12 protein-coding genes are annotated in these 12,402 nt (G+C 56.0%); 8 read left to right on the top strand and 4 right to left on the bottom strand.

All coding sequences use genetic code 11. The features are described 5' to 3' along the window. Positions 1-45 precede the first annotated feature (45 nt). Positions 46-1,749 (bottom strand): ABC transporter ATP-binding protein/permease, encoded by a 1,704-nt coding sequence (locus ACO6VD_RS12680; protein ID WP_422419471.1) that lies wholly within the window; start codon positions 1,747-1,749, stop codon positions 46-48. Between the two features lie 197 nt (positions 1,750-1,946). Between ACO6VD_RS12680 and fhuF the strand changes: the two genes are divergently transcribed. Further along, complete coding sequence (gene fhuF, locus ACO6VD_RS12675) at positions 1,947-2,636, top strand: siderophore-iron reductase FhuF (protein WP_422419469.1); 690 nt, start codon at positions 1,947-1,949, stop codon at positions 2,634-2,636. On the opposite strand, the gene ACO6VD_RS12670 is transcribed toward fhuF, so the two are convergent. Further along, the gene (locus ACO6VD_RS12670) at positions 2,624-4,279 is read right to left on the bottom strand and encodes a cyclic peptide export ABC transporter (RefSeq protein ID WP_422419467.1); all 1,656 of its coding nucleotides are present in this window, start codon (positions 4,277-4,279) and stop codon (positions 2,624-2,626) included. The two genes, fhuF and ACO6VD_RS12670, sit on opposite strands and share 13 nt — an antisense overlap. 177 nt (positions 4,280-4,456) lie before the next feature. Between ACO6VD_RS12670 and ACO6VD_RS12665 the strand changes: the two genes are divergently transcribed. Then, entirely contained in the window at positions 4,457-6,517 is a 2,061-nt protein-coding gene (locus ACO6VD_RS12665) for a TonB-dependent receptor (RefSeq protein WP_422419465.1), read from the top strand. A gap of 18 nt (positions 6,518-6,535) precedes the next feature. Here ACO6VD_RS12665 and ACO6VD_RS12660 read toward each other — a convergent pair whose 3' ends face one another. Then, positions 6,536-7,387, bottom strand: a complete 852-nt coding sequence (locus ACO6VD_RS12660) for an AraC family transcriptional regulator (RefSeq protein ID WP_422419463.1) — start codon at positions 7,385-7,387, stop codon at positions 6,536-6,538. Between the two features lie 166 nt (positions 7,388-7,553). On the opposite strand from ACO6VD_RS12660, the gene ACO6VD_RS12655 reads away from it, so the two are divergent. Together ACO6VD_RS12655 and ACO6VD_RS12650 are read left to right on the top strand one after the other, a co-directional pair. After that, positions 7,554-7,940, top strand: coding sequence for a hypothetical protein (locus ACO6VD_RS12655; RefSeq protein ID WP_422419461.1), 387 nt, complete (start codon positions 7,554-7,556; stop codon positions 7,938-7,940). Positions 7,941-7,953: 13 nt separating this feature from the next. After that, on the top strand, positions 7,954-8,268 hold the full coding sequence (locus ACO6VD_RS12650) for an antibiotic biosynthesis monooxygenase family protein (protein ID WP_422419459.1): 315 nt from the start codon (positions 7,954-7,956) through the stop codon (positions 8,266-8,268). 81 nt (positions 8,269-8,349) lie between these two features. On the opposite strand, the gene ACO6VD_RS12645 is transcribed toward ACO6VD_RS12650, so the two are convergent. Then, positions 8,350-9,783 (bottom strand): hypothetical protein, encoded by a 1,434-nt coding sequence (locus ACO6VD_RS12645; RefSeq protein WP_422419458.1) that lies wholly within the window; start codon positions 9,781-9,783, stop codon positions 8,350-8,352. Positions 9,784-10,383: 600 nt separating this feature from the next. Here ACO6VD_RS12645 and ACO6VD_RS12640 point away from each other — a divergent pair. From ACO6VD_RS12640 to ACO6VD_RS12625, 4 genes are read left to right on the top strand one after another with little or no spacing between them, the layout of a single operon-like run. Then, the gene (locus ACO6VD_RS12640; protein WP_422419456.1) at positions 10,384-10,506 is read left to right on the top strand and encodes a hypothetical protein; all 123 of its coding nucleotides are present in this window, start codon (positions 10,384-10,386) and stop codon (positions 10,504-10,506) included. A gap of 4 nt (positions 10,507-10,510) precedes the next feature. Further along, positions 10,511-11,398, top strand: a complete 888-nt coding sequence (locus ACO6VD_RS12635) for a HEAT repeat domain-containing protein (RefSeq protein ID WP_422419454.1) — start codon at positions 10,511-10,513, stop codon at positions 11,396-11,398. Beyond that, the gene (locus tag ACO6VD_RS12630; protein WP_422419453.1) at positions 11,392-11,673 is read left to right on the top strand and encodes a HEAT repeat domain-containing protein; all 282 of its coding nucleotides are present in this window, start codon (positions 11,392-11,394) and stop codon (positions 11,671-11,673) included. The genes ACO6VD_RS12635 and ACO6VD_RS12630 overlap by 7 nt, the downstream gene beginning before the upstream one ends. Next, positions 11,646-12,140, top strand: a complete 495-nt coding sequence (locus ACO6VD_RS12625) for a HEAT repeat domain-containing protein (protein ID WP_422419452.1) — start codon at positions 11,646-11,648, stop codon at positions 12,138-12,140. Before ACO6VD_RS12630 ends, ACO6VD_RS12625 begins: the two co-directional genes overlap by 28 nt. The last annotated feature ends 262 nt before the right edge of the window (positions 12,141-12,402 follow it).

The raw sequence follows: 12,402 nt of genomic DNA, 5'->3' as shown, positions 1-12,402 counted from the left end.
AGCGACGGGTGCTGCGGGGCAGGTTTGCCCAGCAGCCCAGTCGACTCATACCGGGTGCTTCACCTTTCGGTGCACCCACTGGGCTTCGTTCTGCAGCTCCAGGATTTGCCAGTGCATACCTTCGAGCGAGGCATTGTGACCGACGCTGATCAGGATTGTTTCCGGCAGTGCCTGGGTCAGCAACTGGTAGCAGCGCGCCTCGTTCATCAGATCCAGGGCTGAACTGCTCTCGTCAAGAAACAACACGGCAGGGCGTGCCAACAGTGCTCGCACGAAGGCACAGCGTTGCAGCTCGCCGACGCTCAGGGTCTGCGACCAGTCCCGTTCCTGATCCAGTTGCTCGTCCAGGTGGTGCAGGCCGACGCGTTGCATCGCCAGGCGCAGTTCGCCATCTGCTTCGTGATCGGCTGGGTTCGGGTACCAGAGCGCCTCGCGCAGGCTACCCAACGGCAGGTAAGGCTTTTGCGAAAGTGTCAGGGTACGCTCACGGTCGTAAGTAGCCGAGCCGCTCGCATGAGGCCACAGACCTGTTACTGCACGAATCAGAGTCGACTTGCCGTAGCCAGACGGCGCGCTGATCAGCAGCCGGTCACCCGGTGCAAGTGAAAGGTTGAAATCCTTGAGCAAGCGGCGGCCGCCAGGCAGCCAGATGTCCAGGTCCTTGATATGCAAACCATTGGGCTGCTGACCTATGACGACCGTCGACGTGACCTCGACGTTATCGAGGCGGTCCTGAAAACCGATCAGGCGGTCGATCACCGACTTCCATTCGGACAGTTCCGGGAACACGCTCACCAGGTACGCGATGGCCGCATGCACTTCGCCGAAGGCGGCGCTGATCTGTGTCAGGCGGCCGAGGGGCAGGGCGCCGGCAAAGAATTGCGGGGCCATGATGAACATCGGAATGACTGTGGCACTGCGCAAGTAGAAGGTCGAGTAGCCCATGATCAGCTTCTGCTTTTTGACCAGCGCCCAGAAGTTCTCCAGCGCCGCCTCCAGGCGTTGGTTGAAGCGGGCGTTCTCAACGGCTTCGCCGCGGTACTGGGCGACCGAGTCGGCGTTCTCGCGCAAACGCATGAGCGCAAAGCGAAAATCCGCCTCGCGCCGCTGTTGCATGAAATTGAGCCCTGGCAATGCCCGCCCCAGCCAGAATGCGATACCGGTTCCCAACAGCGCGTAGACGATGGCAATCCACACCAGCAACCCGGGGATGACCCAGGACTGACCGGCAAAGGGTACGCTGACCAGGCTCGACGCTTGCCAGAGGATATGCAGGAAGGAAAACAGCGACACCACCGAGGTCAGCAGGCCGAGGCTCAATTTGAGCGATTTGACGATGAACAGGTCGATGTCTTCGGCGATCCGCTGATCGGGGTTGTCGACGTCGGTCTCGGTCAGCTTCAGTTTCTGGTAACGCTGGCTGTCCAGCCATTGGCCCAGCATGTTGTGGGTGGCCCAACGGCGCCAGCGCAACGTCAGCTTTTGCTGGAAGTGAAATGCGCCCACGGTAAAGACCGTGGTACCGATCTGCAACAGGATGAACTGCAGGCCACCGAGGAGAAAGCCGGGGTAATCCATGGCCTGCAAGGCGTTGTAGAAGTGCAGGTTCCAGAAGTTGGTGAGGATATTGACCGCCACCAGGCACAGGGTCATCAGCACCGTGCCCAACAGTAGTAGCAGCGCCGGGTACTTTTGTTCGCTGACCCAGAAAGGCCGCGCGAGACGCCAGAAATTGCGGAGTGTGTGCATGGAATCTGGGCGCCCGGTCGCTGACGACATTGAGTTTGCAATGGAGGGAGGCTAGGATCAGCCAATGCTAATCGTTTGCATTAATTTGGGAAAGCCGCGGGAGTCCCGTCATCGAATTTCCAGAATGGCTCAACCAGGCCTGGCCGCCAATCCAGCGGGTGATCCGCAATGCGCCTGGTGAGTCGCCGTCAATCGCATTGACGCATCTTGCCGACCCCGATGCGCTACAGCCTTTACTGACCCGGTTTGCCCTGCTTTATCCGGGTGTGAACCGGGCGGCGGTGGTTTCGCAGTGGTCGATGAATTACCTGAGCATCGCTCTGCCGGCCGCCCTGGCCTGCGTCCTCACTCGTCACTGCGCCATCGACTTCTGGGGCGAGGAGGCGGTGCTGTTGCACGAAGAGGGGCAACCCCTGGCACTGCAGTTGGCTTCGCAACTGCCAGCCCTGGCCAGAGCCGACCGGGCAGCCTACTGGTCGCGATTGATCCATGAGCACCTGACACCGCTTTTCGCCACCCTGGCTGCCGCCGGCGGCCTGGCCCCGAAAGTACTCTGGGGCAATCTGGTCGCCATCTGGGATGGTGCCTTCTTGCGAATGGACGCCGACCTCTCCAGAGAGGGTTTCGCCGAAGCGCACCAGTGGCTGGACCACGTCACTGTGAATGGCGGTCGACTGCGGCTTCGAGGCCTGCAATGGCCCGTCGAGTCACCTGCACCACAGATTTGCCCTCGGCTGGCGTTGCGGCGGCATTGTTGCCTGCATTACCAGTTGCACACGCCCGTCGCAGACCAGCCCCCCGTGCTCTGTGAGACCTGCCCGAAACTGCATCGCCTGCCTGTCGCAGAGCAGGTGAGTTACCTGCATTACATCTATCAGGACGGCTGAACTTCGGCCAGCGGCGGTACGCCGGCATCAGTGCGCGGTGTGATGTCGCTGAGCATCCCCTGTTCAATACGCAGCAATCGATCCGCGAGGCCGAAGTAGGCATCGTCATGGGAGATGACGATCACCAGTTTGCCGCGTGCGCGCAGGTCCGAGAGAATCCTCTGATAGAAAACCTGTTTGAACAGCGGATCCTGATCGGCCGCCCACTCATCGAACAGGTAGCAGGGGCGGTCTTCCAGGTAGGCGCTGAGTAGTGCCAGGCGCTTGCGCTGCCCGGTGGACAGCGCCAAGGTTGTCAGCTGCCCTTGCTCGATTTTCACCTTGTGGTCCAGCTGCAGGTGGATCAGGTAGTCGCGCGCCTGCTGCAGCCGTTGTGGGTCGTCGCCATCGGGCAGGCTTTCGAACAAGCAGAAGTCGGTGAAAATCGCCGAGAAGTGCTGGCGGTAAGGGTGATTATTGCTGCTCGAAGACAGGTGCCCGTCGAGCACTATTTCACCGCTTTGCGGTTGGTAAAGACCGGTCAGCAACAAGGCCAGCGTGGTCTTGCCGCTGCCGTTTCCGCCGGTGATGAACACCAGTTCGCCCGCATTGAGGCTGAGGTCGATGGGGCCCAGGGTGAAATGCCCGTCCTCGTATTCGCGGTAGTAGGTGTGGGTGACGTTTCGGCACACCAGGCTGCGAACCCGGGGCGCAGCGACGGTATCGACGGCTTCGCTGCTGGCATGCATCTCGCCTTCCAGGGCGCGGACCTTGTTCAGCGCAACGCTGGCCCGGCTCAGGGTGGGCAAGGCATGCATCAGCTCCGACAGCGGGGTGATCATGTAGAGGAGGGTCAGGATATAGCCGGTGACCAGGCTGACACCCAGGTCGATAAAGTGCGGCGCGGCGAACAGCACTACACCGATCAGCAGGTAGAACACCGCATTGCCCCAGTTGAGCACCACCGCGTAGATGCTCATGCCACGGACAAAATCGCGGCGAAACTGCTGGCTCACGGGTAGCAGCAGGCGAGTGAAAAAGTGCTGCCGGCGCGGGTGGTTGAGCTGCAGTTCCTTGCTGCCGTCGGTGAGCAGGCGATAGTGATCGAACAGCTGATCCTTGAGTTCGCGAGCACGCGAAATCGCCGTCAAAGCCCGGCGTTGTGGCCAATGGAAACTGAGGCTACCGAGGATGATCAGCAACAGGGTCAAGCCAAGCAGCGGCAGGCTGAGCCAACCGAGATAACCCAGGCAAGCGGCAATGATCCCGGCGTTGACCAGCAGGACCGGCACCAGCTCGACTGCCTGGCTAATGGTTTGCGTGTCGTCGGTGAGCATGGCCAGCAGGCGGTGTTTGCCCAGGCGCTGCAATTGCGCGTAAGGCGTGTCGATCAGCTTGGCACTCAGGTGCAGGCGCATATCGTGGACGGCACCCTGACCCAGGCGCAGCAGGCTGACATCGGCGATTACCCGCGAAACCGCAACCAACACCACTAGCCCGGCAAAATACAGACCATCCGCTGGGCGCAGCTGCGCAAACACTTCCAGGCTGTGGTTGATGCTGGCGATCAGACCGGCCGCGGCCAAGCCGCACATCAATCCCGTCAGGGTCGCGACCAACAGGGCGCGCCACGAACGTTTGGCCATAAGTAACAACAGATCCATTTACTGCTCCGTCTATAGCAATAGCCTTGGTTCGCGCCGCAGATTAAATACAAATGAGATGGTTTATCAATTGTGTTTGTTTAAGCGTTACTTTGCATTAGACTCCCGCTGGCTGTAGGGAAGCGGCGTTCCGGACGTAAGAATAAACACAACATATCTGTCAGTGGGGAGCGGGGCGTGAACTTCAAGAAGAACACTATTGCATTGGCTGTGGGGTCAGCGATCTGCCTGTCTCACAGTGCATGGGCCGCCGAGCAGGCAAAGGCCATCGAAATTGCTCCGATCACCGTGACCGGTGAAAAAATCAACCGCACCCTGGAACAAACCCAGTCCAGTGTAGCCGTGGTGACCGAACAGCAACTGCGCGAGAAGGCTGACCATGACCTGGTCGATGTGTTCGCCCGTACACCGGGTGTCTACAACCAGGCCGGCAACGAAAACTGGGGGATCCGCGGCGTACCGGTATCCGGTTTCGATGACCAGGGGCCAGCCACGCTTAACGGTGCAGTCTCGGTGTTTGTCGACGGCGCCCAGCAGCCCAACCGGGCACTGACCCTTAGCCCGATGCCGCTGTGGGATGCGGAGCAGGTCGAGGTGTTCCTTGGCCCGCAATCCACCACCCAGGGGCGTAACTCCCTGGCCGGTGCTGTGGTTATCCAGACCAGGAACCCGACCTTCGAACCGAGTTTCTCGGCGCAAACCAATGTGGGCAACTATGGTGAGTACGGCGCGGCTGTGGCCGGCGGCGGCTCGATCGTCGACGACAAGATTGCTGGCCGGCTCGCCGTCGATTACCAGGAAGGTGACGGTTATATCGACAACATCGCCACCCACGATGACGCCAACCCGAATCGCACCAGCAACGCCCGCGGCAAATTGCTGGTGCTGCCCAACGACGATACGGAAGTCCTGCTGACCTACGCCCATGGTGAGCATCGTCAGGGCGACCGCTCGGTGATGCGTGAAAACGACAAGGTCCGCTACTACAAGATCTCGTCCAATACCAAGGCGTTCGACAACCTCAAGCAGGATACCGTCAGTGCCAAGATCGACTATCGCCTGAACGATAACTGGTCGCTGACCAGCCTTACCGCCAACACCAGTTCTGACTACAGTGCTCGCCTGGACTTCGACCAGAATGCCGACGAAAACTCGGTGATTCTGCGCAAGCAGGAAGGCGACCTGTTCAGTCAGGAGCTGCGCCTGAATTACACCGCGGATACGGTGAAGAGTTTCGTTGGTGCCTACTATGGCCATAACACCAACAAGTTCCACGACAGGTTGTTGTTCGATGACGAACTGTTCGGCACCGCCAAGGGCGATACGACCATAGAAAACAAGGCAGTGTTCGGCGAGATCAACTGGACCTTCGCGCCACGCTGGACACTGATTACCGGCCTGCGTTACGACCACGAAACCAACGACACCGATATCGACCAGGACGATTTCTCCAGCCCGGGTGAGGTCAACAAGTCGTTTGACGCCGTGCTGCCCAAGCTGGGTATCGACTACGAGCTGGCTGCCGGTCAGTACCTTGGTTTCATGGTGCAGAAGGGGTATCGCGGCGGTGGCGTCAACGTCCGCGCGGGTGGCGGTCACGAGTCGTACGATCCGGAATACACCACCAACTACGAGCTGTCGTACCGCGGTTCGTTCTACGACAACACGCTGCGTACCCGTGCCAACCTGTACTACACCGACTGGAAGGATCAGCAGGTCAGCGTGCTCGACCCGAACACCGATTTCGTGCACGTGTTCAACGCCGGTAGTAGCGATATCAAGGGCCTGGAAGTCTTCGTTGAAAAAGACATCGGTGAACAGCTGACGTTGAATGCCGGTGGCGCCATCACCGACGGCAAGTACAAGGACTTCGTCACGGGTGACGGCAGGGACATGAGCGGTGAGTCGTTCCTCTATGCGCCCAAGTACAAGATGTCTGTGGGCGCTACCTACCGTTGGAATGATCGCCTGACCCTCAACACCGACGCCACCTACCAGAGCACCACCCCGTCGGAATACGAGTTCGACGCGAGCGGGCAGGTTACCGATGAGCGCAAGAGCGATAACTACTGGCTGGTCAACTTCAACACCGAGTACAAGATCACCAAGAACGTCGCGGTGTCGGGCTTCGTGAAAAACGCCTTTGACAAGGAGTACGTCACCAACAACCGCAGCGGCGATGTCATCGATGTCGGCGCGCCGCGTACGGTGGGCCTGGTACTGCGTTACGACATGTAAAACCACGCAGATTGGTCATCAAGGGGCAAGCACGATGCTGCCCCCGCCAGCAGTATCACTGGCAGTGCCTGCAGTGGCTTCGCGCTCGGACAAATAGCGTGCCGGTGGCTTGCCCATCGCTTTGCGGAACATGGTGACAAAACCGCTGGCGCTTTCGTAACCCAGCGCCAATGCCACCGTTTGTACGCTCTCTCCCTTGGTCAGGCGTTGCAGGGAAAGCACAATGTGCAGCTGTCGGCGCCAGCGCCCGAAACTCATGCCGACTTCCTGTATCAGCAGGCGGCTCATGCTGCGTTCACTCATGCCGATGTGCCTGGCCCATTCGCCCATCGAGGTTTTGCTCGCTGGATCAGCAAGCAGCGCTTGCGCCAATTGGCGCAGGCGCCGGTCTTGCGGCATCGGCAAGTGCAGGAACTCGACCGGTGCCTGCTGCAACTCGTCCAGCAACACGCTGATCAGCCGCGCCTCTGCACCGTTCTCGGCGTACAGCTGTTCAAAGCCCGTCGCTTTGAGCAGCAACTCGCGCAGCAGTGGCGGTATGGCAAGTGTGCAGCACACAGTAGGCAGGCCTTCGATCGCGTCCGGGTCAACGAACAGGCAATAGCACTCGGTTTCCCCTGAGCCGCGCGTCGAATGCTGCATGTCGCCCGGAATCCACACCGCGCATTGCGGCGGAACAATCCACACGCCTGTTTCCACCTCGCAGTTAAGGATCCCGCGTACCGAATAAATCAATTGTGCTTTGCGATGGCGGTGAGGCGCGTGCTCCCAGTCTTTGCCAACCCGGGAGGCATTCAACGCCGTGACCTGGCGCGCAATGCTGTCGACGTCCCACGAAAGTGACGGGTCATCAGAGGTAATAGGTTCCACGAACGCCGCCTCTGTGGCTGATAAAAGCTGTTGGCCGAAATGAAAAATAGTGTGACCAGATTTCGCAATGACGTAAACCCGCTCGGCTGGGTATCGTGCAGGTGCATTTCGGGCACCCTTGTTTTCAGCCGGTGCCGCGTACCACTCACTACAGAGGACGGGTCAAATGGTTATAGATTCCACACGCTTCCCAATGGTCTGGATGAAGATTGGCACTTCTGGCATTCACACCGACGATGAGGGATTCAGGGCGTTCGAGGCATTGCTGGCGCGTGCAGAACCTTTCGTGCTGTTGGACGAGGAGCGAGCGAACGAGGAACAGCAGGAGCACAGCCATGAAGAGCAAAAGCAGTTATCACTCTGGATGAAGCGCCACAAAACCGCGTTGCGTTCATTCGTCAAAGCGCAGATCCACATCGAACCGGATCTCACCAAGCAGCAGGCGGCCAAGCTGTTTGCGGTCAAGTTTGAATATTTCTGGGGTTACCCTTTGTTGGTTGTCGACAGCAAAGCAGACGGCCTGGCGTTGGCGCGCCAGCTGATGGCGCAGTGAGCGGCAAACGTCCATGGGTATCGTTGCCATAAACACCGTCGAGATCCATCCGGCCAATGGTTCGGCAGCAGCCCTGCGGGTGAGAGTGCAAGGGCTGCTGGCGACGTTGAATCGCATTTCCGGCTGCACAGCTTACAGCCTGACATGCGGGAGCAACCCCGGCGACCCGTGGGTGGTCACCGGGTATTGGGATTCAACCGAGCGGATGACCGCGCATTTCAATCTGCCGTGTCTGACCGAAGTGTTTGAACTGACAGCTGAGCGGCTGGTGGTGGGGCTACGCTTTGCTACGTTTTCCCTGTCGCCGCCTGTTGAAATTTTCAACTGAAGGTCCAGCAGTGTTGCCAACCGTCGCCGCGAAACGATTAGGGTGGCCGCTGTGCGCAGGCGCCCAGTCCTCGTTGATGGTTCAGTGCAAGACTGCTTTTTTGACACTAAGGGTATTGAATCTTAGACCGAGATAGCAATCAGTGAATGTTTTTTCTGCTTGTTCAATAATGGAATTTAACGCCTCTGCCGTATGATCGCTGAAGCTGTCAGGGTCTTGCCCGACGCCAATAAGTAAGCTCTCTATGATGCCATTTCTGTTGCTGAAAACATTCTCGCACGCCAAAATTTGCGCACTGATAAGAGAGGTGCACTTGCTGATTTCCTGCTGCTTAAGCTTGTTTCTAGTATTCCATGCAGTTTTTGCTGAAGTGCATGAGTTTGCGTTTAACTGAATTATGGTTTTTGTCGAAAGTAACCTGACTTGCTCGCGGCGCTCGCTTTCGTTGGCTTCTGAAAATGGTAGTTGCAACCCTTCTTCAACCTTGGTCAGCGCAAGAGAATTCTGGTGCAAGGCAGTATAAGCAAGGGCGATATTGTTAAATATTCTCTTGCGCTCAATTGATTGGCTGGCTGCAATTGAAGAAAGCAGGGCGTTCCAGGTTTCAATTGCTTTCGAGTATTCACCCAGCAAGTAGTAGCTCGAGCCTACCATTCGTTGAGCTGTCTCGTTAGAGTCGGATCCAATGAGTGAAATAATGTAGCGATGGCGTTCGTTATTTCCGCTGATGCCTGCGCTACCGTTATGGTCGGAAAAATAAATTGCTGCAATATTTCTTCCTGTTCTGCGTTCATACTCTGGCCCCAACCATCGCGCATACAATCTGGACTTTTCGTAAAATGCAACTGCAGCTTTGGGGTTCTCTAAAGCTTGCATGCACGAAGCCTGTGCATAAGACTGTATGTGGCGTTGCCATATCGGTGTAAAAAGTTGTTGTTTGTTTTCAAAGTAATTCAGGTACACCCGGCACAGTTCTTTGTCTGCATCTTGACTCATCGAGAAAGATTGCTGGCGAATCGAGTCGTTGACGAAGAATAATGTTGCGATATTTTCATCATTCAATATTGCAGATCCCAGTTCGCGATCTGCTGCTGCGTAGTTGTCTGCGTAGATGGCATCAACGACTGGATTGTTTGGGGGTGAACTGAACCCGTAAAGAAAAGTCGCCTCCAGATATATCACAGCGAGAAGCAAGGTGTTTGCGATGACTAGCGCAATGCTACTTCGAAGCACATTGAGAAGGATGCGTTCGCGAAACCAGTGTAATGCTCGCCCTTGTGGATTCCAGCCAAACACATAGGCGATGATTCCTGAAAAAATGGCTAGCGTGGTGCCGAGGCTCCCAAGAATTTGCCACTCTGATAGAAACGAAAAAAAAGATAACTCCGGCGAGATGCCGAGCCACAACGTTGGCAGTGAGATTGTAAATAAAATGCTCAACAGAATTAGCAGTGCGATTTGTAAGCCCTTGGTCGCTTCTGTATCTGTTCGGATTCGTGTCTCACTGTCTTCCATACGGCACCTTTTTCTGGTACGTATAACTAGTGATTAGCTAAGATACTTTCATACATTCTGTCTCGAGATACAATCTTATAATTCCTTTTTCGTCCTTTGAGTCTTTTTTCTAGCCGCTGCAAACGCGATACTGGTAACGCTGCGCCCAGACGGATCAATCGGTTTTGACGGCTCACAACGTAACGCTAGTCATATGCAATGACTCTGTCCAATTTCCATTTACCGCTTTCGGCCGATAGCTGCGGTGCGCCAACGTCTGCTCCGGATCGCCGACAGAAATGGGCGGCAGGCGAACCCTAAGCTTGGGTGCCTGACTGAATCGCTACGCCAACATCGTAAATGGCTGCTTGTTCACCGCCTACACTCAGCCCTGGCGGCGCTGCGATGCAGGGCCGACAAGTCTCCGCGGGCGCACGGCTGAAATTGCACTCATGATTATCTCCAGCATAGAGAGCGGAGGACCTTCTACCTGCACCCTGGTGTCTGAATCTCTGCTATTCCTAGAAGGTGAAACAGTGCTTTCAAGCGTGGCACCTATATGCCCAATGCCTGAGCAGTTGGGCGTAGTGAACAGATGTCGACCTTGATCGGGAGATGCTCATGCTACTCATCATTTACTGGAACAGTGTGATGGAAAATCACAGTGCTTTCGTGGGCCACTTCGTTCTGACCGGTACCACTCAACCGGCCAACCTCAACGTCTTTGGCTGCCGGCATTCATGATCGAATGTGTCTGGAAAATTTCCCAGAATCCGTGGACTATAAAATACTCTGGTTACGTCTGAAGATCGCGTGGTATCGAAATCAGCTTTCGCCGAAGCAGGCACAGCGTCTTGCTGAGGATGTTTATAAAATTGTCTGTGACGCACGTTTGTGCGGAGATGATGTCCTGTGTCGCTTGGGCAGTGCGTGTGCTGGTGTAGTACATTCGGTGTCGAAGATTATTTCGTCTAAACTTGTATCCGCGTTAAAGTTGCCCGATAATTTTGTGCAACAACGTGCACTACGTTTTTGCGCAAGAGCTTGTTTCATCGATAGCGCACATTTTATAACCCCAATGCTACTTTCCGGAGAGGAAACGGTGCGGAACTCGGCTGCTGACGCGCTTGGGCAGATGGGGGATGTCAATACTATTCCTGAACTTATTCAGAACTATCTTTCCAGTAGCAGTCCCATGATTTTTTTAAACGCTCTTGAGGCCGTCGCAAGTATCGGTTCCGATGCCGCTCGTGTAGCGCTTGAACGCATTCTGAGGGATCAGTCTTTATACCAGAACCTTCGCTGGCCTGCGGTGAAGCAGTTGGGCGTTCTGGGCAACCCTAGTGCGCTTCACTCTATAGAGTCTGCTTGTTACGACAGGGCGGGGGTGGTGAGGTCAGAAGCGGTAGCAGCGCTCGGACGGTTCAACAATCCGAAATCGATAAGTGTGGTGTCCAGTTGTCTGAGCGATTCAGAGCCTGCAGTGCGATATGCAGCAGTAGAAGCCCTGGTTGCAATTGGGGGGCGAAACCAGATTGATGCCTTGCTCTGCACAATTTCAAAAAGTGACGAAGATTCGAGCGTCATAAGTGCGGCAGCCAGAGCAATGCTGAGACTGGCTCAGAACGGTTGTTGAAAGCCGTACACAGGATCATAAAGCGTGGTTCCGATGAGTGGAACTCAGAAGCTGTAAGACTTCTGGGAGAGATTAATTTCGATGGTGCATTGGAGTCAATACTGTTGCTTTCACGCAATCACGATATAGGTTTGCGTCAGGGCGCGGTCAAAGCGCTATCGTATCTGTCTGGCGACGTAGCGACTGATCGGTTGATTGAATTAACCGAGGACGTTGCTGGAAGTGTTCGTGAGGCAGCGATAAAAATTTGGCAGCCAAAGCCGGCCCTAGAGTGATAAACGCCCTGCAAAGAAGTTTAGTAACTGAGGATAACTGTTTTGGCAATATACCTGCAGCAAGATCGCTTTTAGCAATTGCCGATCCAGCTGGGTTAGATGCGTTACGACGTGCTATTCAGGGCGGGCTTCCTTTGGTCTTCATGACTTTTCTAGCGCCCCTGGGTCGCTACGAAGATATTCCTTTATTTGTTGCGGCGTGGCGAGAATTGCCTCCTTCGGATCCTTTGAATCAAATGCCGACTTTCACTCGCGCCATAGGACGAACCGGTGGTGAAATGGCAGCAGCCACCTTGCACCAACTTCTTGATGGGGCCAATGTAAAGGCCCGGATCAGCGTCGTTCAAGGGTTGGGAGTGGTGAAGCATCCAGCGGCCGTTCCAGCTCTGTTATCAGCCCTGAATGACGAGGATACATTAGTACAGAGCTGGGCAAGGTGGGAGCTTCAAGGATGCAGGCTCTTTTGAATGTGGATGGTACGTTGTGGGAGGAGAAGGGAAACAAATTGCTCAGTACTGCTCAAGCAGCAATGCAACTCAGAATGAGTTTTCGCTTATCAGCCGATTCAATTTCTCCGTCGAATGACTCTGATAGGCAATAGGACTGCGTCTGCTAACAACTTGTCGGCGGTCCTCGCCGGTGGAACGGCTAACCGAGTTGAAGGCGCAAGCAATGCCAGTCAACCTTCTTAAGGGCAAGAGGCTGGCCATTTTACAGTGACTGATTGTT

This window comes from Pseudomonas sp. GZD-222, from assembly GCF_049310525.1.
Lineage (GTDB): Bacteria > Pseudomonadota > Gammaproteobacteria > Pseudomonadales > Pseudomonadaceae > Aquipseudomonas.
Note: the sequence above shows the minus strand (reverse complement) of the source record. Positions and strands in the feature narration are given on the sequence as shown.